This window comes from Streptomyces sp. JLSY215 (assembly GCF_059682825.1).
In genome coordinates this window covers 5130109-5151433 of the sequence record NZ_CM185022.1, presented here as the reverse complement: position 1 = coordinate 5151433, position 21325 = coordinate 5130109, and the positions used below count along the sequence as shown (strand labels likewise).

24 protein-coding genes are annotated in these 21325 nt (G+C 71.7%); 14 read left to right on the top strand and 10 right to left on the bottom strand.

Translation table 11 applies throughout. The features are described 5' to 3' along the window. Nucleotides 1–43: 43 nt before the first annotated feature. The gene (locus tag AC5677_RS23220) at nucleotides 44–778 is read right to left on the bottom strand and encodes a copper homeostasis protein CutC (protein ID WP_497189840.1); all 735 of its coding nucleotides are present in this window, start codon (nucleotides 776–778) and stop codon (nucleotides 44–46) included. Nucleotides 779–1073: 295 nt separating this feature from the next. Here AC5677_RS23220 and AC5677_RS23215 point away from each other — a divergent pair, with 295 nt between their 5' ends. The 3 genes from AC5677_RS23215 (at nucleotide 1074) to AC5677_RS23205 (ending at nucleotide 3377) form a co-directional block, all read left to right on the top strand. Further along, nucleotides 1074–1568 (top strand): hypothetical protein, encoded by a 495-nt coding sequence (locus tag AC5677_RS23215; RefSeq protein ID WP_497189839.1) that lies wholly within the window; start codon nucleotides 1074–1076, stop codon nucleotides 1566–1568. Then, nucleotides 1565–2314 carry a hypothetical protein gene (locus tag AC5677_RS23210; RefSeq protein WP_497189838.1) on the top strand — a complete coding sequence of 250 codons (750 nt, stop codon included), beginning with the start codon at nucleotides 1565–1567 and terminating at the stop codon, nucleotides 2312–2314. The genes AC5677_RS23215 and AC5677_RS23210 overlap by 4 nt, the downstream gene beginning before the upstream one ends. 163 nt (nucleotides 2315–2477) lie before the next feature. Beyond that, the gene (locus tag AC5677_RS23205) at nucleotides 2478–3377 is read left to right on the top strand and encodes a transporter substrate-binding domain-containing protein (protein ID WP_497189837.1); all 900 of its coding nucleotides are present in this window, start codon (nucleotides 2478–2480) and stop codon (nucleotides 3375–3377) included. Between the two features lie 28 nt (nucleotides 3378–3405). Here AC5677_RS23205 and AC5677_RS23200 read toward each other — a convergent pair whose 3' ends face one another. Then, a complete protein-coding gene (locus tag AC5677_RS23200) occupies nucleotides 3406–4032 on the bottom strand; it encodes a maleylpyruvate isomerase family mycothiol-dependent enzyme (protein WP_497189836.1) in 627 nt (208 codons plus the stop codon). Between the two features lie 235 nt (nucleotides 4033–4267). Between AC5677_RS23200 and AC5677_RS23195 the strand changes: the two genes are divergently transcribed. Beyond that, nucleotides 4268–4945, top strand: coding sequence for an HD domain-containing protein (locus tag AC5677_RS23195; RefSeq protein ID WP_497189835.1), 678 nt, complete (start codon nucleotides 4268–4270; stop codon nucleotides 4943–4945). Between the two features lie 37 nt (nucleotides 4946–4982). Here the strand turns inward: AC5677_RS23195 and AC5677_RS23190 are convergent, their stop codons facing one another. Then, nucleotides 4983–5414: a hypothetical protein gene (locus tag AC5677_RS23190; RefSeq protein ID WP_497189834.1), complete on the bottom strand. Its 432-nt coding sequence runs from the start codon at nucleotides 5412–5414 to the stop codon at nucleotides 4983–4985. A gap of 286 nt (nucleotides 5415–5700) precedes the next feature. Between AC5677_RS23190 and AC5677_RS23185 the strand changes: the two genes are divergently transcribed. Beyond that, nucleotides 5701–6927, top strand: coding sequence for a Cmx/CmrA family chloramphenicol efflux MFS transporter (locus AC5677_RS23185; RefSeq protein ID WP_497196727.1), 1227 nt, complete (start codon nucleotides 5701–5703; stop codon nucleotides 6925–6927). 91 nt (nucleotides 6928–7018) lie between these two features. Here the strand turns inward: AC5677_RS23185 and AC5677_RS23180 are convergent, their stop codons facing one another. Next, the gene (locus AC5677_RS23180) at nucleotides 7019–9232 is read right to left on the bottom strand and encodes an MMPL family transporter (protein ID WP_497189833.1); all 2214 of its coding nucleotides are present in this window, start codon (nucleotides 9230–9232) and stop codon (nucleotides 7019–7021) included. 157 nt (nucleotides 9233–9389) lie between these two features. Here AC5677_RS23180 and AC5677_RS23175 point away from each other — a divergent pair, with 157 nt between their 5' ends. Together AC5677_RS23175 and AC5677_RS23170 are read left to right on the top strand one after the other, a co-directional pair. Beyond that, nucleotides 9390–10109, top strand: a complete 720-nt coding sequence (locus tag AC5677_RS23175) for a TetR/AcrR family transcriptional regulator (protein ID WP_497189832.1) — start codon at nucleotides 9390–9392, stop codon at nucleotides 10107–10109. A gap of 194 nt (nucleotides 10110–10303) precedes the next feature. After that, nucleotides 10304–10756: a hypothetical protein gene (locus AC5677_RS23170; RefSeq protein WP_497189831.1), complete on the top strand. Its 453-nt coding sequence runs from the start codon at nucleotides 10304–10306 to the stop codon at nucleotides 10754–10756. A gap of 33 nt (nucleotides 10757–10789) precedes the next feature. Here AC5677_RS23170 and AC5677_RS23165 read toward each other — a convergent pair whose 3' ends face one another. From AC5677_RS23165 to AC5677_RS23155, 3 genes are all read right to left on the bottom strand, one after another. Then, nucleotides 10790–11578 carry a hypothetical protein gene (locus tag AC5677_RS23165; protein ID WP_497189830.1) on the bottom strand — a complete coding sequence of 263 codons (789 nt, stop codon included), beginning with the start codon at nucleotides 11576–11578 and terminating at the stop codon, nucleotides 10790–10792. A gap of 230 nt (nucleotides 11579–11808) precedes the next feature. Further along, a complete protein-coding gene (locus tag AC5677_RS23160) occupies nucleotides 11809–12090 on the bottom strand; it encodes a DUF4031 domain-containing protein (protein ID WP_497189829.1) in 282 nt (93 codons plus the stop codon). A gap of 13 nt (nucleotides 12091–12103) precedes the next feature. Then, nucleotides 12104–12475 carry a DUF8819 family protein gene (locus tag AC5677_RS23155; RefSeq protein WP_497189828.1) on the bottom strand — a complete coding sequence of 124 codons (372 nt, stop codon included), beginning with the start codon at nucleotides 12473–12475 and terminating at the stop codon, nucleotides 12104–12106. Between the two features lie 122 nt (nucleotides 12476–12597). Here AC5677_RS23155 and AC5677_RS23150 point away from each other — a divergent pair, with 122 nt between their 5' ends. The 3 genes from AC5677_RS23150 to AC5677_RS23140 all read left to right on the top strand — a co-directional run bounded on the left by AC5677_RS23150 (nucleotide 12598) and on the right by AC5677_RS23140 (nucleotide 16531). Next, nucleotides 12598–13554, top strand: coding sequence for a MurR/RpiR family transcriptional regulator (locus AC5677_RS23150; RefSeq protein ID WP_497189827.1), 957 nt, complete (start codon nucleotides 12598–12600; stop codon nucleotides 13552–13554). A 138-nt stretch (nucleotides 13555–13692) separates the two neighbouring features. Beyond that, on the top strand, nucleotides 13693–14676 hold the full coding sequence (gene murQ, locus AC5677_RS23145; protein WP_497189826.1) for an N-acetylmuramic acid 6-phosphate etherase: 984 nt from the start codon (nucleotides 13693–13695) through the stop codon (nucleotides 14674–14676). Between the two features lie 91 nt (nucleotides 14677–14767). Further along, nucleotides 14768–16531, top strand: coding sequence for a PTS transporter subunit EIIC (locus tag AC5677_RS23140; RefSeq protein WP_497189825.1), 1764 nt, complete (start codon nucleotides 14768–14770; stop codon nucleotides 16529–16531). Nucleotides 16532–16562: 31 nt separating this feature from the next. Here AC5677_RS23140 and AC5677_RS23135 read toward each other — a convergent pair whose 3' ends face one another. Together AC5677_RS23135 and AC5677_RS23130 are read right to left on the bottom strand one after the other, a co-directional pair. Then, the gene (locus AC5677_RS23135) at nucleotides 16563–16769 is read right to left on the bottom strand and encodes a hypothetical protein (RefSeq protein ID WP_497196726.1); all 207 of its coding nucleotides are present in this window, start codon (nucleotides 16767–16769) and stop codon (nucleotides 16563–16565) included. A gap of 2 nt (nucleotides 16770–16771) precedes the next feature. Beyond that, the gene (locus tag AC5677_RS23130) at nucleotides 16772–17032 is read right to left on the bottom strand and encodes a hypothetical protein (RefSeq protein WP_497189824.1); all 261 of its coding nucleotides are present in this window, start codon (nucleotides 17030–17032) and stop codon (nucleotides 16772–16774) included. 118 nt (nucleotides 17033–17150) lie between these two features. On the opposite strand from AC5677_RS23130, the gene AC5677_RS23125 reads away from it, so the two are divergent. The 4 genes from AC5677_RS23125 to AC5677_RS23110 all read left to right on the top strand — a co-directional run bounded on the left by AC5677_RS23125 (nucleotide 17151) and on the right by AC5677_RS23110 (nucleotide 20490). After that, nucleotides 17151–17993, top strand: coding sequence for a helix-turn-helix domain-containing protein (locus AC5677_RS23125; protein ID WP_497189823.1), 843 nt, complete (start codon nucleotides 17151–17153; stop codon nucleotides 17991–17993). Beyond that, nucleotides 17974–18276 (top strand): DUF397 domain-containing protein, encoded by a 303-nt coding sequence (locus tag AC5677_RS23120; protein WP_497189822.1) that lies wholly within the window; start codon nucleotides 17974–17976, stop codon nucleotides 18274–18276. The genes AC5677_RS23125 and AC5677_RS23120 overlap by 20 nt, the downstream gene beginning before the upstream one ends. A gap of 251 nt (nucleotides 18277–18527) precedes the next feature. After that, nucleotides 18528–19499, top strand: coding sequence for a hypothetical protein (locus tag AC5677_RS23115; protein ID WP_497189821.1), 972 nt, complete (start codon nucleotides 18528–18530; stop codon nucleotides 19497–19499). Nucleotides 19500–19614: 115 nt separating this feature from the next. Continuing rightward, entirely contained in the window at nucleotides 19615–20490 is an 876-nt protein-coding gene (locus tag AC5677_RS23110) for a GyrI-like domain-containing protein (RefSeq protein ID WP_497189820.1), read from the top strand. A gap of 19 nt (nucleotides 20491–20509) precedes the next feature. Here the strand turns inward: AC5677_RS23110 and AC5677_RS23105 are convergent, their stop codons facing one another. Next, entirely contained in the window at nucleotides 20510–21187 is a 678-nt protein-coding gene (locus tag AC5677_RS23105) for a macro domain-containing protein (protein ID WP_497189819.1), read from the bottom strand. Nucleotides 21188–21325: the final 138 nt, after the last annotated feature.

Below are 21325 nucleotides of genomic sequence, written 5' to 3'. Positions count from 1 at the left end.
GGGGGCGGACAGGCCCTGGATGCCTTGACCCATCGGACAGGCCCTAGACGCCCGCCCCGTCCCGGACCCCGTCCAGCGCGTCCCGCCACACCCGTACCGCCGCCGCGTCCACCGGGGCGGACCAGCCGGCCGGGCGCGCCGCGCCGCCGATGTGGAACGCGTCGAGGCCCGCCGCGCGCAGCCGGGGCAGATGCCCGAGGGTGAGCCCGCCGCCCACCAGGATGCGCGGCGCGTACCCGGCGTCGCCGGCCGCCGTCCGGGCCTGCTCCGCGACCAGCGTCGTCAGCCCCGCCTCGACGCCGTCCGCGGAGCCCGCCGTCAGATACGTGTCGAGCGCGGCGGCCTCGGGCAGGTCGGCCAGTTCCTTGCGCAGCGCGTCCCGGTCGGCGGCGCGGTCGATGGCGCGGTGGAAGGTCCAGCGGCAGCCGTCGATCGCCGTCGCCACGGCCCGTACGGCCGCGAGGTCGGGCCGTCCGTCCGGGGTCAGAAAGCCCAGTACGAACTCGTCCGCGCCCGCCGCCCGCAGCTCCGCGGCGTCCGCGCACAGCGCCGCGACGTCCTTGGCGTCCCCGGCCGCGAAGCCGTCGGCGGCGCGCAGCATCACCCGCAGGGGGATGTCGACGGCCGCCCGGATCGCCGCGAAGACGGCCCGGGGCGGGGTGAGCCCGTCGGCCGCCATGTCGGTGACCAGTTCCAGGCGGTCGGCCCCACCGGCCTGGGCGGCGATCGCGTCCTCCGGGCCAAGCGCGATCACCTCCAGGAGCGCGCGCTTGCTCATATGACCCCAATCCAGGAATGACAGGTCTAGTCCAATAAGCAGCGTAATGCCTGGTCGGCCCTCCCGCGTCACTTCGCCTCCGGACGCGCCGGGATCCACCAGGAAGCCACCCGCACCCCCTCGCCCACCCCACCCCAAAACCGACCCGAAACCCCTCAATGGTGCAGGTATGGATCAGGCCCAACATGGGTAACACGCTTTTTCCGTAAGTGCGTTGTCACGCAGCGCCTGCGGAGTGACGATGTGCGCGTGACCGACGAATGCACCTGTGACTCATGAGCGTGGGGAGATCCGGATGTCCGACCTGGCGACCGTTTCCGCGGAGGTAGCTCCGTATCTCGCCCTGGCCGCGAACAGCCTGGGCACCTCCGTGATCACCGCCGCCCAGCAGCGGATCGCCGAACGCACCGTCACGGCCGGCGAGGGCTTCTTCCGCCGGCTGCTGCGCCGCGACGGCGCCGACGGCCTCGACGACGGCCTCGGCGACGGCAGCGCACAGCCGCTCCTGGACGCCGCCCGCGCGGACGACCTCGACCGGCAGCTCGCGGGCCTCGACGACCGGGAGCGCCAGCTGCTGTCCGCCGCGGTGACCGCCTGGCTGGCGGACCCCGCCGACCGACGCGACGCCGACGGCCTGCTGGCGCACCTCTCCCGGCTGACCCCGGCCCAGGGCACGACCACCACCATCAACACCGCGACGACACACGGCGATCACTCCATCGCCGCCAACACCATCGGCACCCTCAACTTCGGCACCACCGGAGCCACCGGCCCCCGGGACGGCTCATGACCCACCCAGGGGACACCGGAAATCTCCGGGACCGCGACGGCACGGTCAACAAAAGCGCGAGGACGGACGGCGACCACTCCATCGCCGTCAACGACATCAAGAACGTGATCATCAGGTGGGTGATGCACCCCAGCGCCCGCTGGGCGCCCCTCCTGGTGGCCTGCACCGGCCTGGTGATCGCCGGGAGCACCTGGCCGGACGGACCCGCGAGCCAGTACGCCCTGTGGGGCACGCTCGCCGCGCTGTCGGTCGTCACGGCCGCCGCGCGCGTGCTCAACCGAAGACCGCGCGGCGCCCGGGTGGTCGGCGCCCTCTCCCTGGCCTCCGTCCTGGCGACGGTCGGCGCCTGGCTGGCATTCCAGAGCGTCGTCACCCACGGCGAGATCGATGTGACCGGGCAGGTGCGCACCCGCGGCGCCCAGCCGCTGGACGCCACCACGCACCGCTCCCTCTCCTTCCTCCTGGACGCCGCCGCCCTGAAGGAACCGCGCAACCACCTGCGCCTGACGGTGGCCATCGACGACCACGACCCGGCCGGCCCGACCTGCCTCCCGGACACCGGCGCCACGGTCTCCCTGCTCACCGCGGGCGTCGCGGCGCAGACGACGGACCTCCGCCCCGGCGGGACGGCCGAATTCACCCTCGGCGCGCGCGTCAGCTCCGTACGGATCGATCTGCGGCTGCACACCGCCCGCGGCTGCCGGATGGACGTACGGGCGACCGGCGCCGTCCTGCACGACAACTGACACCGCGCCCACCGCGACGAACGACAGGCACGACGAACGACCGGCGCGGGCGATCGACACGCACGACGAACGACCGGCACCGCAAACGTCAGGCACCGCAAACGACCGGCACCACAAACGACAGGCACGACGAACGACAGGTACCAGGAACGGGGACCCGCACATGATCATCGGACCGAGGCGCACCGGACGCAGAGCCCGCCCCCGCCACCGCGCCACCCTCCTGGCGGCGGCGCTCGCCCTCACCGCCCTGACGGCGACCGCCTGCGGCGAGGACCAGCCGCCCTCCCTCTTCGCGGACGGCAAGGTCCTGGTCGGCACGAAGAACGACCAGCCCGGTACGGCCGTCGTCCGCAACTACAAGTTCTCCGGCTTCGACACCGCCGTGACCCGCCGGGTCCTCAAGGCCGTCGGCGCCACACCGGACTTCGGGATCGTGCCGTCCGAGGACCGCAGTGCGGTGCTCAGGGACAAGTCGAAGGACCTGGTTGTCGCGACGTACTCGATCACCGTGGACCGGATGAAGGACGTCGACTTCGCCGGGCCGTACGCGACCACCTACCAGGGCATCATGGTCCGCAAGAACGATCACCGGATCAAGAAGCCCGCCGACGTCATCGGCAAGCGCGTCTGCACATGGCCGGGGACCACCGCCTCCACCACCCTGGCGGGCCCCGAGTACGACCGGATCGTGGTCTACGAACAGCCGGACGCCGCCACCTGCATCAACGACCTCAAGGTCAAGAAGGTCGCCGACGCGGTCTCCATCGACCAGATGATCCTCTACGGCTTCACACAGGAGAACCCGGACCTCAGGGTCGTCCCCGACATCATCTACGGCGCCGCCAACCAGTACGGCATCGCCATGGCCAAGGGCCACCGCCAGGACTGCCTGAAACTGCGCGACGCCCTGCGGGACTACCTCAGCGACAACGCCTGGAGCCAGGACTTCGCGACGTCCCTGCCGTCGATCCCGAAGGCCGACGCCACCTGGGAGACCGACTTCAAACCGCGGACGGAGACCCTCGACTCGCTGTCCTGCCGCGACAAGCCCAGGACCTGACACACACCGCGCGGCGGGGCCCGGAGGTTCAGGCGTAGAGCGCCAACTCCCCCTCCGCCGCGCCCTCCAGCTCATACCGCGTACCGACCAGGGAACGTCCCGCATAGAGCCGGATCAGCGTCGGGACATCGCAGATCAGCCTGGCCTGTGGACGTCCGTCGGCCGCGACGCCGAGTTCCAGCGACCGTCCGCCGCCCCCGTCGCCGCCCGGGAGCTCGGCCCGGAGCAGCGGCGTACGCCGCTTCCTCGCCGCGATCACCAGCAGGTCGAGCGCCGCCTCGGCGCCCTCCCCGTCGTACGCGCCGCGCACGCCGAAGGCATCCCGTACGTCGCCCGCGTGCACCCACTCCCCCAGCGCCACCAGGTCAAGCCGCCCCCCGGCCGCGGCGACGACCGGTCCCGCCTCGGTGAACCCGCGCTCCAGCTCGTCCAGCACCCGGGCCAGCGGCCAGTCGGCCCGCTCGGCGACATCGGCGGCATTCGACTCGGGCGAGAACACCCCCGGCTCCAGGCGGCCTTCGACGATCCGGATCAGCGCCGCGCCGCAGTGCGCCAGCACATCCCGTACGGCCCACCCGGGACACGCCGTACGGAGCCCGAACCGCTCCTCGGGCGTGGCCCGGAGCAGCGGCATGAGGGCATCCCGCTCGGTCACGAGCAACCGCCCCGGCAGCTCGGCATCGCGGACGCTCTCTGATACTTCCGGTGTTCCGGACACAGCCCACCCCGTGATCGGTACGACGATGACGATGACGATGACGACGGCATTGACACTGACACTGACGATGACAATGACGGCGATACGGCTGCACGGTAACCGCGACCCGGCCCCGACCGCAGGCGATTCCCGGGGCCCGGAGGATCTTGACCCGCGGGGCACAATGACTGCCATGACCTCCGAGTACCGCAAGGCGAACCCCACCGCCCCGGCGGAGCTGGCCCGACGTTGGGCCGTCACCGTCGCCGAGGCCCGCGACGCGCACGCCGCCGAGGGCCCCGACCCGGCCCCGTACGCGGACAACCTCCTGGCCCGGTGGGCCGAACCCCAGCGTCGCTATCACACGGTCGCCCATCTGGCCGCCGTCCTGGAGCGCATCGACGAACTGGCCGAGCACGCCGACGATCTGCCCGTCGTCCAGTTGGCGGCCTGGTTCCACGACGCGGTCTACCGCCCGGACCGCTCCGAGAACGAGGAGCGCAGCGCCGCCCTGGCCGAACGCGCCCTGCCCGAACTGGGCGTCGGCGCGGCCCGTACGGCCGAGGTGGCGCGCCTGGTACGGCTCACGGTCACCCATGATCCGTCTCCGGACGACCCCGACGGCGAGGTGCTGTGCGACGCCGATCTGGCGGTGCTGGCCGGTTCGCCGGACGACTACGCGGCCTACGCGGCGGCGGTCCGTGAGGAGTACGCCTTCGTCCCCGATGCCGACTTCGCCGCGGGCCGCGCCGCGGTGCTGAGCCAACTCCTCGCGCTGCCCCGCCTGTTCCGGACCCCGATGGCGTACGACCGGTGGGAACACACGGCGCGCCGCAACCTCACGACGGAGCTGGATCTGCTGAGCGGGTGACGGGGCGGGACGGGGTGACGGGGCGGGACGGGGTGCGTCAGCCTTCCGCGGTGCGGCGCCGCACCCTGGGCAGGCCGTCGTCCGTCAGCACCACCCGGGCCTCGTCCTCGGTCACATCGGCCCGCCGGTCGTCGCGCAGGGCGCCGTGCGCGGGGCACGCGCACCGGTCGAACAGCGGATCCGGGCAGTCGGCGAAGCCCTGGCGCAGCCGGGCGACGTCCTCCGGCTCCAGCCGCCAGCTCCAGTCCATGTCCCAGGGATCGTCCGGCTCCCACGGCCAGAAGCAGTCATGGCTGAAGTGGTAGAGCACGCCATGCCCGCATTCGGGGCATTCCAGGGCCCGCGTGTAGTCGTGGACCTGGTCGTGTTCCGGCCCGGACCCGTGCGGCACCCCCCGCTCATGGATCTCCGCCACCGGCCGCCGTACGCCCCCGCAGCGCTCGCGCTCGCACTCCCTCATCAGCCCCATGCGCGGCAGCCTACGGGCGGGCCGGTCTGGCGCTCGGGTCGGTGATCGCTTGGGCCGGTGATCGCTTGGGTCGGTGGCCGCTTGGCCCGGTGGGGGGCGGTGGTCGCCCCTCGGTCATGCGCGGCCATGCGCGGTCGCCCCTCACCCTTCTCGGCGCTCGACCCTCGGACCTCGGACCTCGGACCTCGGACCTCGGCGGAATTCTCCGCCGCAGGGAATGTCAGGGGTCCTACCGCTGTTAGTACCTGTCATGCCAGCTCGACCCGAACGCGCCGAACGCGTCCGCATGCCCATCGCCGTCTACGTCCTGGGGCTGTCCGTATTTGCCCTGGGTACGTCCGAATTCATGCTCTCCGGCATCCTCCAGCCGCTCGCCCGCGATCTGGAGGTCTCCATCCCGCAGGCCGGACTGCTGGTCTCCGCGTTCGCGATCGGCATGGTGGTCGGTGCTCCGGTCCTCGCCGCGGCGACCCTGCGGCTGCCGCGCCGTACGACCCTGATAGCCCTGCTCGGTCTCTTCGGGCTGGGGCAGGTGGCCGGTGCGCTGGCGCCGACGTACGGCGTGCTGTTCGCCTCGCGGGTGGTGAGCGCGCTGGCCTGCGCCGGTTTCTGGGCGGTCGGCGCGGCGGTGGCCGTCTCGCTGGTGCCGGTGACCGCGCGGGCCCGCGCGATGGCCGTGATGGTCGGCGGGCTGAGCATCGCCAATATCGCGGGAGTCCCCGCGGGCGCGCTGCTCGGCCAGCATGCGGGCTGGCGGGCGGCCTTCTGGGCGGTGGCCGCGCTGTCCGCGGTCGGGCTGATCGGCGTGATCGCGCTGGTGCCGCGGACGACCGTGCCCACCGGCGACGACCGGCCCCAGCTGCGCCGCGAGCTCAGGATCTACAAGGACAAGCAGGTCTGGCTGGCGCTGAGCGCCACGGCCATGAACGCCGCGGCCGTCTTCGCGCTCTTCTCCTACCTCTCTCCGCTGCTGACCGACACCGCCGGGCTCGCCGAGAGCTGGGTGCCGACGGTGCTCGCGCTCTTCGGCGTCGGCGCGCTGATCGGTACGTTCATCGGCGGCCGGGTCGCCGACGCCCATCTCTTCGGCACGCTGTTCGTCGGCATCTCCGCCTCCACGGTCGTGCTGGCCCTGCTGGCACTCATGGCGCACAGCCCGATCGCCGCGGTCGCGCTCTCGCTGATGCTCGGCGTGACGGCCTTCACGACGGCCCCGGCGCTCAACGCCCGGATGTTCAATGTGGCCAACGCCGCGCCGACCCTGGCGGGCGCGACCACCACCGCCGCGTTCAACATCGGCAACACCCTCGGCCCCTGGCTGGGCGGTCTGGCCATCGGCGCTCACTGGGGCTACCCGTCCGTGGCCTGGACCGGCGCGGCGCTGGCCGCCGTGGCCGTTGTCGTGACGGCCGTCGCCTTCCGCCTGCACCGGTCGGCCGACCAGCGCTCCCGGCTCGTCGCCTCCTCGGCCGACGTGACCCTCGCGAAGAGCGAGCCCGCCGAGCAGCACTAGCAGCGGCTTCAGCAGCGGCAGCGGCTGCAGCAGCGGCAGGGGCTCCGAGCGCGGGGGCGGGACTCACGATCGTGGGCCCGCCCCCGCACGCTTACCCCACGGGTTGCGGCTCGCGGGTCTGCTCCTCCGCCACGGGGGCGGAGGAGGGGGCCGATTCGCCCTCCGATATGCCGAACCGGGCGTGGAAGCGGCGCAGGGGACCCGGCGCCCACCAGGTGGCCCGGCCCGTCAGGCGCATGACCGCCGGGACCAGCAGGCTGCGCACGACCATCGCGTCCATGAGGACCGCGAGCGCGATGCCCAGGCCCAGCATCTTCGTGTTGGCGACCCGGGACGTGCCGATCGCCACCATCACCACCGCGAGGATCAGAGCGGCCGCGGTGATCAGGCCGCCGGTGCGCTGGAGTCCGTACCGCACGGCATGCGCATGGTCGCCCGTGTGGTCGTACTCCTCCTTGATGCGGGAGAGCAGGAACACCCCGTAGTCCATGGAGAGCCCGAAGGCGACGCAGAACATCAGCACGGGGAGCGTGGTCTCTATGTCTCCGGTGCTGGTGAAGTTCAGGACGTCGGAGAGGTGGCCGTCCTGGAACACCCAGACGACCGCGCCGAACATCGCCGTGAGGCTGAGGGCGTTGAGCGCCACCGCCTGGAGGGGTATGAGCACGCTTCCGGTGAGCAGGAAGACCAGCAGCAGCGTCACGACGGCGATGATGCCGGCGGCCCAGGGCAGCCGGTCGCCGATGGCGTCCTTGGAGTCGACCAGGACGGCCGCCGTGCCGGTGACGGAGGTACGGAACGGGGCCTCGGCGGCGCGCACTTCATGGACCGCGCGCTGGGCGTCCTGGCCGACCGCCTCGCCCTTCGGGAGCACCGTGAAATAGGCCGTGTCGCCCTTCACCATCGGTCCGTCCACCCGCTCCACCCCGGGCAGGTCGTCGATCCGCCGGCGGTAGTCGGCGTACTGGGCGTGGGTCGCCCGGCCCTCGGCGAGCACCTCCAGGCCGCCGCCGGGGCTGCCGGCGAAGCCGTCGCGGATGTGCTGCTGGACGATGTGGGACTCGGCGGTCGTGGGCAGCTGGCGATCGTCGGCGGTGCCGAACTTGACGCCCAGGAAGGGGAGTCCGAGGAGGACGAGGCCGACGCTGGTGGCGAGGGCGAAGAGCGGGGCGCGCCGCATCACCAGGGCGGCGGCGCGGGCCCAGCCGCGGCCCGGTTCGGTGCGGGGTGCGCCGCGGCGCAGGAGTCGTCGCAGGTCCAGGGCGTTGACGCGGTGGCCGAGAAGGACGAGCGCGGCCGGGAGGAGGATCAGCGCGGCGGCCGCGGCGAGCAGCACCACGGCGATGCCGGCATAGGCGAACGAGCGCAGGAAGTACTGCGGGAACACCATCATCGCGGCCAGCGAGACGGCGACGGTCAGCGCGGAGAAGAGGACGGTGCGTCCGGCGGTACGCAGGGTCGCCCCGACCGCCTGGCGCGGCTCGGCGCCCGCGGCCAGTTCCTCGCGGAACCGGCGGACGATGAACAGGGCGTAGTCGATGGCGAGGCCGAGGCCCAGTGCGGTCGTCAGATTCATGGCGAAGACCGATACGTCCGTGATCTCGGTGAGGCCGCGCAGGACCGCGTTGGTACCGAGGATGGCGACGATGCCGATGCCGAGCGGCAGCAGGGCGGCCACCGCGCTGCCGAAGACCATGACGAGCAGTACGAGCGTGATCGGCAGGGCGATCGTCTCCGCCCGGACCAGGTCCTCGCCGATCATCGTCTGGATTTCGTGTCGCACCGCGACCGGGCCGCCCACGGAGACCCGGACCGGGCCGTGCTGTCCGCGGAGCGTGGGGGCGATGCGGTCGAGGGTCTCGCCCGCGGTCTTGTCGTCACCGGTGACCCGGGCCGCGATCAGGGCCTCGTGTCCGTCCTTTGCGCGCAGCTGCGGGGACGGCGTCCGCCAGTACGACCCGACGCCCGTGACCCCCCGCTCGTGTGCGAGGCGGGCCGTCAGCCGCTTGGCCTGGGCGGCGATCGCGGGATCGTCGACGGACGCCCGTCCGCTGTCCACGAGAAGGAGGAGGTTCGGCTGCGAGGCGGGGAACTCCCGCTCCAGCGCCTTGGTCGCATACGTGGACTGCGCGGCCGGGTCCTCCCAGCCGCCGGCGCCCAGACGGTCGGCGACCCCGCTGCCGACGAACACGGCCAGCGCGGTCAGCACCAGTGCCACCAGCAGCGACAGGCGAGGCCGCGCCGTCACGAAACGGGTCCAGCCCCCCAGCCTCGGGCCGTCCGGCGGGCTGTTGACTTCGGACATGACGCGGTGTCCCCTTCACCGTGACCCTTGCGTCCGCGCAGGCAGCATGGGTCGCTCATTGCCATAGACTGGCAAACACGAGCGATCGCTCGCGTTTTTCAAGAATGCGAGCGATGTCTCGTGTTTGTCAATCGCGTTCGGAGAGCTGAGGAAAAGCGTGGTCGACAAGGCACACCCCGAGGACGGACCGCCCCGCGGCCGGGCGGCGGCCGGAAAGCCGCGGACCGCGCCGGCCGACGGCGGGCAGGACGAGAAGTCGCGTCGGCGTCAGGCCCGCGGCGAACGCCGCATCTCCCAGCTGCTCGAAGCCGCGGCGGCCGTGTTCTGCAAGACCGGGTACACCGCGGCCTCCACGAACGCCATCGCCCGCGAGGCCGGCGTCTCGCCCGGCACGCTGTACCAGTTCTTCCCGAACAAGGAGGCCATCGCCATCGAGCTGGGCGACCGGCTCATCCACCAGATGCGCGATACGCACGGCGAGGTCCTCGCCCCCGGCGACGCGGACGTCCCGCTGCGTGAGCGGCTGGACGGCATCGTGGACCACTTCGTCGACTTCAACTGCCGGAACCCGGCCTTCTTCGCGCTGATGCACGGCCCGGACGCCCCGGGCCGGATGGCCGAGGAGCACGACGCGCTGCACGCGGCCCTACTGGCGCGCATCCAGGATCTGATCGCCTTCTATCTGCCCGACGCGCCGAAGGCCGATGTCGCCCGTACCGCGGAGATGAGCCTCGGCCTGTTCAAGGTGGGCCTGGAGCTCATCCTGGCGCACGAGGGCGCCGAACGGGACGCGTACACCACGGAGTTGAAGCACGTCCTGTTCCGCTATCTGGACCCGATGATCGGCGACGCGCTCCCCGCCTCCGCACGGCCGTGACGGGGCGGGCCGAGCCGGCGCCCCCCGGTTCCCGCCGGAGCAGAATCCGTATGCCGGAATTCGGGATTCGGTATCGCGATTGTTAGCCTGACGCGCACCCGTCAACACCGTGCGGGCGCGCGCCCGATCGCCTGGGAACCATCGGACGCCCACACCCCGGCCCTCCACGGCCGGTCACCTCGGGGGAATGCCATATGAAGCGTCGTCATGTTCGCACCGCGGCCGTCTGCGGCCTGATGGCCGTCGCCCTGACCGGCGCCGCCGGCTGCGGCGGCCTGGTCCCGAAGGCCAAGATCAACGTCCCCAGCAATGAGCCGACATCCGGAACCCTCAGCGAGGCCGAGTCGGACATCACCATCACCAGCTGCAGCATCGACTCCGCGTTCGGCACCGTGAATGCCAAGCTGCGCGTGCACAACGGCAACTCCCGGAGCCGCGCGGACTACAACGGCATGGTGCAGTTCAGGGACAAGCTCGGCAACGACATCGGCACAGAGAACTTCACCGCGAACGGCCTTGCCGCCGGTGAGACCCGGCCAGTCCCTGTCTCCTACGAGTACAGCGAGTACGAGGACAAGCCGACGAGCGTCAGGTGCAAACTTGACGTCGAACGACTCCTCAAGTCCAACGACAAGTTCAACGGCTGAGCCCGCACGGCGGGAGCCCGCAGGGCCGCGCCGTCAGTGCAGGTCCACCTGGAACGCATGACGGTGGTCGGCGGGGCAGGTGAAGATGCGCAGGTCGCCGTAGCGGCCGACGACGACCCCCGTTTCGGCGTCGCTGGCCACGGTGAACAGGAGCGTCATGGCCGTACCGCAGTCGTCGCAGGTGAAGGCCATGGGGTACGTCAGGTGCCAGGTCGGCCAGCCGCCGAGTTTCCAGCCGGCGAGGCGGGTGATGACGTCGCCGCCGTCGCCGGTCTCGCGGACCAGTTCCTCCAGCCGCGGCTGGAGTTCGGCCGGCAGTTCCTCGCGGAAGGGGAAGTCGGTCACGGGCTCGGCGGTGAAGGCGCACGCCCGGGGCAGGTAGCCGTCCTCGTCGTACCGTGAGGGCGCCGGCGGAGTCGCCAACGGGCCGGTCACGTCGGCGGCCCGACGCCAGCGCAGCTCGACCACGGGGCTGGTGTCGGCCTGCTGCTCCGGAGGGTCCCAGTGCTCGTTCGGGCACCAAAGGATCTGCAAGAGGTCGATGTCGGCGGGCCACCAGGGGCCCGGCACATCGCGGCGGAAGATCTGCGCGACCGGCACCATGGCCGTGGCAGGCGCGTCGTCGGGACAGTTCACATCGGGCAACGAGCACTCGGGCCACGGTTCGTCGCCCGGCCACAGCAGCGGGCCGCCGAGAGAACTGTTCCCGCTGTCCGGCTCCGCCCGCTCGGGATGGAGAATCACGGCGTCGCGCGCGTGGGGAGCGAGTTCGGGAAGCGCGGTGAGTATCGCTTCGCGCGTGGGTCTGGGGGTGCTGGTCATGATGCCTTCCGGGCAGCCGGTCGCGGATCGCCCGCAGCGTATAGGTCGGCTCTGACAGTCGTTCCCCGACGCCGAACGGAACCGTTGGACGCAACCATCGAACGGAACCGCCGAACGGAACCGTGAAACGGAAGCCTCGGTCACCGCCCGCTATCCAACAGACCCATCGGTCAGACCCATCCGACAGGCCCACCCGGCAGCCCCATCGGCCAGGCCCCTTCGGACAGCATCTAGGCGACCTCGCCCGGCGCCGCCCGGTGCTTGGGGCGCCGCAGGCCCGCCGCCGTCAGCCGGCGCAGCAGTTCCTTGCAGCCGACCTCCACGGCCCCGGCCCGCACCGCGTCGGCATGGCGCTCCGCGGGCAGGTCGTAGTGGTCGCGCTCGAAGGCCCGCCGCGGGATGCCTATTCGGGCCGCGAACGCATGCAGCTCCTCGAACGAGGTGTCGCTGACCAGGTGCGACCACATCCGGCCGTGCCCCGGCCAGGTAGGCGGATCGACGTAGATCGCCACTCAGCCCATCACCTCAGCTCTCCATGGGCGCGCGCAGCCTGCCGACGCGCGCCACCGCGACCGCCGTCTTGGGGCAGACCCAATGCGGATCGGGCCCCAACTCCGGCTCGACATCGAGCGCATGAGGATCGCCGGACGTGGTGCACACCGGGCACAGCGGCCAGCGGCCGTACCGCTCCAGCAGTGCGTCCTGCACGTCCTGTGCTATCAGCCCAGCGACGAATTCCGCGCCCTCAGGCCACTGCTCCAGCCACCATCGGCGGTGGGCGACCGCGTCCTCGACGAGGGAGACGATGTCGGCGTCGGCGACATCGTCCGCGATCAGGTCGGCGAGCACCAGCGCCCGCGCGGCATGCAGTGCCTGTTCCAGCTCCATGCGGTCCATTGTCGCGCGGACCGCCGACACCGCCCGCCGGTTGTCCACAGGCCGGGCGCGCGGGTGGGACTTTTCCACAACCCGCCACGGCGAGTGTTGACGCGGTACGCGGATGAAATTACTTTTCACACGTGAGCAGCAGCGTGAAGGAAACTTTCAAGGACGCGGCGAAGGAAGCCGCGAAGGACCTGGCCGCCGAGACCCGGCCGGCCCCGATCCCGCCCGCCCCCGCGGCCCTGGCCGTCCGGGTCCGCGCGCTGAGCCCGACGATGACCCGCTCCATGCAGCGGGTCGCGGAGACGGTCGCGGGCGATCCCGCCGGCTGCGCCGCCCTGACCGTCACCGGCCTCGCGGAGCGCACGGGCACCAGCGAAGCCACCGTCGTCCGCACGTCCCGTCTGCTCGGCTACCCCGGCTACCGCGATCTGCGGCTCGCCCTGGCCGCGCTCGCCGCGCAGCAGGCGGCCGGCGGCGCGCCCGCGGTGACCGCGGACATAGCGGTCGACGATTCGCTCACCGACGTCGTCGCCAAGCTCGCGCAGGAAGAGCAGCAGTGTCTGGCCGACACCGCCGCGGGGCTGGACGTCAGCCAGCTGGAGGCGGCCGTCGCCGCGCTCTGCTCGGCCCGCCGCATCGATGTGTACGGCATCGGGGCGTCCAATCTCGTCGGCCAGGACCTCGCGCAGAAGCTGCTGCGCATCGGCCTGATCGCGCATGCGCACTCCGACCCGCACCTCGCCGTGACCAACGCCGTACAGATGCGCACCGGCGACGTCGCCCTCGCGATCACGCACTCGGGCCGGACCACCGATGTCATAGAGCCGCTGCGGGTGGCCTTCGACAACGGCGCGACGACCATCGCGATCACCGGCCGGCCGGACAGCGAGGTCGCCGCGTACGCCGATCACATCCTGACCACCTCCACGGCCCGCGAGAGCGAGCTGCGGCCGGCCGCGATGTCGTCCAGGACCAGCCAGCTCCTCGTCGTGGACTGTCTCTTCATAGGCGTCGCCCAGCGCACGTACGAGACCGCGGCGCCCGCGCTGTCGGCCTCCTACGAGGCGCTCGCCCACCGCCACCAGCCCTGACCCGGCCCTGGCCACTGCCGCCGTGGGCACAGGTGCCGCCAGGGCGGCACGGGTGGGTACGGCGGCACCCCCACGGCCGGGCGGCCGGACACCGCAACGGCCCCCAGCCACGAGCCGAACGGAAAGAGCCCGCACGCCATGACCTCCACCGCCGACTACGCCCACCTCCGCGCCGAGCTGGACACCCTCACCACGGAGGCGTTCCGACCCGAGCTCGCGGAGATCGACCGTCGTTCCACCCTGGAGATCGCCTGCACGATGAACGCCGAGGACGCCACCGTCCCCGCCGCCGTCGCCGCTCAGCTGCCCCGGATCGCCGCCGCCATCGACGCCACGGCCGAGCGGATGGCCCGCGGCGGCCGGCTGGTCTACGCCGGCGCCGGCACGGCGGGCCGGCTGGGTGTGCTGGACGCCAGCGAGTGCCCGCCGACGTTCAACACCGACCCCGCCGATGTCCTCGGCCTGATCGCGGGCGGCCCGTCGGCCATGGTCACCGCCGTCGAGGGCGCCGAGGACAGCAAGGAGCTCGCCGCCGAGGATCTGACCGCGATCGGGCTGACCGGCCAGGACACCGTTGTCGGCATCTCCGCCTCCGGCCGCACCCCGTATGCCGTAGGCGCCGTCGAGCATGCCCGCGCCCTCGGCGCGCTCACCCTCGGCCTGTCCTGCAACGCCGGCTCCCCGCTCGCCGCGGCCGCCGAGCACGGCATCGAGGTCGTCGTGGGCCCCGAGCTGCTGACGGGCTCCACCCGGCTCAAGGCCGGTACGGCGCAGAAGCTCGTCCTCAACATGCTCTCGACCATCACCATGATCCGCCTGGGCAAGACCTACGGAAACCTGATGGTCGACGTCCGCGCCTCCAACGACAAGCTGCGGGCCCGCTCGCGCCGCATCGTCGCGCTGGCCACCGGCGCCTTGGACCAGGAGATCGAGGCCGCGCTCAGCGCGACGGACGGCGAGGTCAAGAACGCCATCCTCACCATCCTGGGCAAGGTCGACGGCCCCACCGCGGCCCGCCTGCTGGAAGCGTCCCACGGCCATCTCCGCGCCGCCCTCGAATCCGCCGCCCACGCCGCTGAGCCCGGCAGGACCAGCCGGACCGGCCGCACCGGCACGCCCTGACCGCACGAGCGGCCGCCCCTCCCGTCCGCCCTCGCTCCCCGCCCGCCCCCTCCCGTCCCGTCCTCGTCGTCCGCACAGCAAGGCACCCCCGATGGCTATGCCCGAAGACAAGAACCGAGACAAGAACCGAGACCAGAGCCGAGACCACGACCGCGCCGCCAGCCGGGCCGCAAACCAAGACGGCGGCCAAGACGGCAGCCAAGGCCAGCCCCGAGACACGAGCCAAGGCAAGAGCCGAGACACGGGCCAAGACGCGGGCCAGGACAAGCACCGCGACCTGGCCGCCGCGATCCTGGCCCTGGTCGGCGGCGCCGGGAACGTCACGTCCGTCGCCCACTGCATGACCCGGCTGCGCCTGGGCATCCGGGACCGCGCGCTGGTCCAGGACGACGCCCTCAAGGCCGCGCCGGGTGTCATGGGCGTGGTCGAGGACGACACGTACCAGATCGTGCTGGGCCCCGGGGCGGTCGCCCGGGTCACCCCGGAGTTCGAGCGCCTGGCCCAGGAGGAGGCCCACGCCACCGCCCCCGGGGCCACGACGACGGCGCCTCCGGAGCCCGCCCCCGCCACGGCCGCCACCACGGCCGCCGGCCTCGCCGCCCAGGGCGCCGCGCTCAGAGCCGACCGCAAGGCCAAGAACGCCACCCCGTTCAAGCTCTTCCTCCGCAAGATCGCCAACATCTTCGTCCCGCTGATCCCGGCGCTGATCGGCTGCGGCATCGTCGCGGGCATCAACGGCCTGCTGACCAATCTCGGCTGGGCGCCCTCGCTCGTCCCCGCCCTGACCGCCATCGCCGCCAGCTTCATGTCGCTGATCGCCGTCTTCGTCGGCTACAACACCGCCAAGGAATTCGGCGGCACGCCGGTCCTCGGCGGCGCGGTCGCCGCGGTGATCGTCTTCCCCGGCGTCGCCAACATCTCCGCCTTCGGCCACAAGCTCGCCCCCGGCCAGGGCGGCGTCCTCGGCGCGCTCGCCGCCGCCCTCCTCGCCGTCCAGGTGGAGCGCCGCTGCCGCAAGCTGATCCCCGACGCGCTGGACGTCCTCGTCACCCCCACCCTGACGGTCCTGCTCACCGGCCTGGTCACGATCTTCGGCCTGATGTACGTCGCCGGAGAGGTCTCCACCGCCATCGGCGCCTTCGCCAACTGGCTGCTCGCCCACGGCGGCGCGATCGCCGGTTTCGTCCTGGGCGGCCTCTTCCTCCCGCTGGTCATGCTGGGCCTCCATCAGGCCCTGATCCCCATCCACACCACCCTCATCGAGCAGCAGGGCTACACGGTCCTGCTCCCCATCCTCGCCATGGCGGGTGCGGGCCAGGTCGGCGCGGCGATCGCCGTCTACCTCCGCCTCCCCCGCAACGGCTCGATCCGTACGACCATCAAGTCCGCCCTGCCCGCGGGTTTCCTGGGCGTCGGCGAACCCCTCATCTACGGCGTCTCGCTGCCCCTCGGCCGTCCTTTCATCACCGCCTGCATCGGTGGCGCCTTCGGCGGCGGCTTCGTCGGCCTCTTCAACCAGCTCGGCGACACCGTCGGCTCCACCGCCATCGGCCCCTCCGGCTGGGCCCTGTTCCCGCTGGTCAAGGGCAACCAGGGCATCGGCGCCACGATCGCCGTCTACGCCATGGGCCTGGTGGTCGGCTACTTGGTCGGCTTCCTGGCCACGTACTTCTTCGGCTTCAGCAAGCAGATGCTCGCCGACCTGAACGCCGCCCCCGCCACCACCGCCCCGGCCGACACCCCGGCCACGGCGTCCGACGACCCGACGCCGGACGGCCCGGCCCCAGGCGGCCCGGCGCCCGGAGGCCCGACGCCCGACGACTCGCCGCCCGACAAGGAACCCATCTCCGCCTGACCACACGCCCGCCCGGCTCACCCGTACCCATTCACGGAAACCGGCTCATCCGATTCAACTCGGCCACCCTGGCGCGCAGTTCGTCCCCGGGCCCGGCGGGCCGCAGCGCCCCGGGCGGGCAGTCCCACTCCCGCCCGCCGCCGGGCGGCCGCAGCTGCACATACGGCCCCTCGTGGCCCATGACCTTGCCGATCCGCCCGTCCCGCCCGTCCAAGGCGTAGCTGCCGGGCAGCGGGATCGTCACGCCCGTCGCTCCCCGGTGTCGTGCCCCGGAGCGGCGGCCCTGGCGTACTCCGCCAGTACGCCCGCGAGCCGCCCGGCGGTGTCCAGATTGCAGCGCCCCAGCTCGATCAGCGGCGCCATGTAGGTGCTCGGCAACGCCACCGGGTCGAGGCCCAGCGACGGCAACGTGATGCCCACTGCCCTCAGCGCCGATTCCAGCTCCGCCAGGACGGCCTCGGCCCGCTCCTCCCGCTCGGGCCCCGTCAGCATTCCCCTCATCACACTCCCTGCCTCCACGCTGAGTTTCCAGTTCGGCACACAGCGTGGTGGGTGTGCATCTAGCCTGGCCAGAGGCGCAGATCCAACATCCACCCGTGTCCGACAGGGAGTTGCTGCGATGCCGGGACCCAAGAAACTCGACCCCTCCTCCTCGCCCCGCGCCATGCTCGGCGCCGAACTGCGCCACCAGCGCGAAAAGGCCGGGCTGACCCAGGAAGAGCTGGGCGCCTTCCTCTTCGCCAGCGGATCGCTCATCGGCCAGCTGGAGGCCGGGACCCGCCGGATGATGCCGGAGTACGCCGAGAAGTTCGACGAGATCCTGAAGACGGACGGTTACTTCGCCCGCAACTGCCAGGCCGCGACGAAGTCGAAGTACCCCGACCACTTCGCCGAGGCGGCGGAGGCGGAAGCGATCGCGGCCACCATCAAGGAGTACGCGCCGCAGCTCATTCCGGGGCCGCTCCAGACGAGGGCGTATGCGCGGGCGGTGTTCCGCGCCTACCAGCCAACGGCACCGGAAGAGGTCATCGACCAGCTGGTGGAAGCGCGGCTGGAACGCGGACAGCTCCTCGACGACCCCACAACCCCGTTTGTCTGGGCGGTCCTTGACGAGGCGGCGTTGCGTCGCGAGGTCGGTGGCCCCGCGGTGATGGCGGAGGCCCTGCGCCATATCGCGGACCTGGCCCGTCGCCGCCGGATCATCGTGCAGGTGATCCCGTTCGCGGCGGGTGGCCACGCGGCGATGGAGGGCGCCGTAAAGCTGATGTCCTTCGAGGACGCGCCCTCGCTCGCCCATCTCGAAGGCCTGGAGACCGGCCGACTGGAGGACGACCCAGCCACGGTCGCCCGCCACCAACGGACCTACGAACTGCTCACGGCCGACGCACTCTCGCCCGAAGAATCCCTGGCCATGGTCGAATCTTTGGCCCAGGATTACGCCCATGACGAGCATCGGACATGAGTACGACCTGACGCATGCCACCTGGCACAAGTCGAGCTACAGCGGCGGCGACGGCGGCGACTGCCTGGAGGTCGCCCGTGACTTCCCCGGCGCCGCCCGCTGGCGCAAGTCCAGCTACAGCGGAGGCAGCGGCGGAAACTGCCTCGAAGTCCGCGATGACCTGCCCGGCATCGTGCCCGTCCGCGACTCGAAGGACCCACACGGCCCGGCGCTCGCGTTCCGAATACCGGCCTGGTCGGCATTCGTCGCCGACATCAAATCGGGTGCCCTGCGAGGCGCCTGACACGCCGCTCGGGATCCGGGGCTCAAGCCGCGGATTCCGAGCCCTCTCTCCAAGGAACGGGCGGGAGAAAACCACCCACCCACCCGCCCAACCCCCGCGCGCACCAGCGAACATGACCATGCGTGATCGGGTTGCGACCGCGCGTCGAGTCGGTCTAGCGTGCGTCGCAACAGCATCCGCACATGCGACGGCCCCAACAGGTGGTAGCACACCTGCCAGGGCCTAGCCCGCAAGATCGAAAGCGCGATCTCATGGCTTCGGAAGACTTTAGCGTCGGCGTGCCCGCGCCCGCATCCCACCCCTCCGCGAAACCCGGTTACGGGAAACGCGGTGCACCCGACCAACACCCCCGCCGCCCCACCGACTTCGCCCACCTCCCCCGGCGCGAGGCCTCCATCGCGGCGTACCTCGACCGCCTCCCCGACGGCGCGGACATCTCCGTAAAGACGCTGGCCAAGGTGTTACCGGACTACGGCCAATGCGCCCTTCGCACGGCCCTCCGCCGCCTCTCCGAGGCCGGTCACCTCCGCCGCATCACCGAGACCCTGCCGAGTGACGACGGCAGCGTGCGCTGGGTGACGCGGACGTACTTCTCCCGTACGGCCCGCGACGACGCCTGGTGGACGGCGTTCTGCACCGGAAGCATCCCCAGCCCCGGGCCCGACCCGGCACAGCCGCCGCCTCCCCCGTCGCCCCCGTCACCCCAACACCGCCCCCGCTCCCAGGCGTACGACCTCCTCGCCGCCCTCGGCCGCGCCGAACCCCGTATGACGCTCTCGGCCGCCGACTGCGCCGCCCTCGAACCGCTCGCCGAGGAATGGCTGACCCGCGGCGCCACCCCGGAACAGCTCCTGCACGCCCTGACCTCGGGGCTCCCACCGGAAGGCGTCCACCATCCCGGCCGCCTCGCCCGCAGCCGCCTGCTCACCAAGATGCCGCCACCCGCACCGGAACCGGCCCCGTCCCCACCAGGCCGCCGCCCGCTCCGCATCGTCGAGTGCACCATCTGCCGGGCCCCGGGCCGCCCCGAAGCCCTCCCGGGCGGCATCTGCGGCCCCTGCCAAGGCGAAACCCCACCGGCCGCCGGCCCCGGCCTGCCACCCGCCGATGTCCGCACCCGCGTCCAGCAGCTGCGCAACGCCACCGCCGCCCGCGCCCCCGAGCAACGCCGCGTACCCGGGAACTACGTACCGGCGATCCACGCCCGGCGAAGCCGCGTATAACCAGCTCAGGGCGCCGACCGGCCCCTGCCCCGACCCGACAGGACCGGGCACAGGATGTCGGGTCCGGCACCATTGCTCCTTCCTAACGTAGTGAGAACAAGGGAAGGAGACCGGAGTGCTGGAGCGGCTGAACCAGGCCATGGACCACATCGAGCGCCATCTCGACCAGCGGATCGAGGTGCCCGAACTGGCGCGGATCGCGATGACGTCGGAGTACCACTTCCGGCGGATGTTCTCCGCGCTGGCGGGACTTCCGCTGTCGGAGTACATCCGGCGCCGGCGGCTGACCGTCGCGGGTGCCGAGGTGCTGGCCGACGAGCGGACGCTGCTGGAGATCGCCGTGCGCTACGGCTACGGATCGGGCGAGGCGTTCGCCCGCGCGTTCCGGACCCTGCACGGCGTGGGTCCCGGCGAGGCCAGGCGCACGGGTGCGGCACTGCGCTCCCAGCCGCGGATGTCCTTCCGCCTCATCATCGAAGGGAGCAGCACCATGGACTACCGGGTCGTGGAGAAGGGGGAGTTCTATGTGGTCGGGAAGAAGGCGCGGGTCCCGCTCGTCCACGAGGGGGTGAACCCGGCGATCGCCGCGTTCATCCGGGGCATCGACAAGGAGGGCATCCGGCGTATCGCCGCGCTGTCCGACCAGGAGCCGGACGGGATCGTCGCCGTGACCGACGACCTGGACCCGAGCCGGGCCGAGGGGACCGAACTCGACTACTACCACGGTGTGGTGAGGAGTTCGCCCGCCCCCGAGGGCCTGGACCTGGGCCTCGACACGCTCACCGTCCCGGCCGGGACCTGGGCCGTGTTCGAGAGCTCCGGGCCGTTCCCGCAGTCGCTCCAGTACCTCTGGCGGGACGTCTACACGCAGTGGTTCCCGTCCAACCCGTACCGCAGCCGGCCGGGCCCGGAGATCCTGCGCACCCGGCTGTCGGACGACGGGACGCAGGCGGACTCGGCGCTGTGGATACCCGCGGAGCGGACCGCCTGATCCCGCCGGGAAATCCCGGTCAGCGACGGGAGGCGGGGCGCTGGGGCGGCGCGATGCGTACCGGCTTTTCGACGGGGGCGTTCTCGATGTCGTCGAGCTGCCCGATGATCGTGCTGCGCAGGTCGTCGTAGTTCTCGAAGTGGTAGTCGTTGAAGAGCGTGTAGCCCGACCACATCAAATTGGCGCACACCCGCGCCGGCACCTTGCCCGTCCGGGCGCCCATGCCGACCAGGGCCACCGACCGGATGCTGCCGGGCGCCTTCTCGTTCTGCTGGTGGATCGCCTGGAACGCGGCGGCGCAGGCCAGGGCCACATTCAGGGTCTCGCTGACGTTCTCCGAGGACGTGTGCATCGTGGGCGTCGAGATCAGGAACTTCGGGTTGGTCGCCCCGGACGGGACGCACACCGCGCTTCCCACCGGGAGGTTTCCGGCGAAGCGGTCGCGGATCGCCCGCTGTACGCGCAGCTGGATGCCCGCTCCGAGATGCCGCTTGACGGCCGCGTCGACGCCGCCGTCCATCAGGCCCCGGGAGTTGGTCGGGCTGACCCAGGCATCGACCTGCTCATTGAGCATGGAGCCTTTGCGGATCGCTATCCCGGGGGTGTCGGCGAACGCCGCCCGCCACGCCTCGACCACCTTTGCGTTGATGTCGGTCAACACGACTTCAAGCGGCGGCTGCACGCGGTCCACGGTCATCTTCCACTCCCATCGAGAAACGGCCCTTGCGCCATTCATGACGCTACCGTGCCCCACTGACAACGCACTTGGGGGCCGCGTTTCGTGACCGATCGTCAGGATTGCGAGCGCCCTGACCCGGTGTTAGCCTGCCGCCAG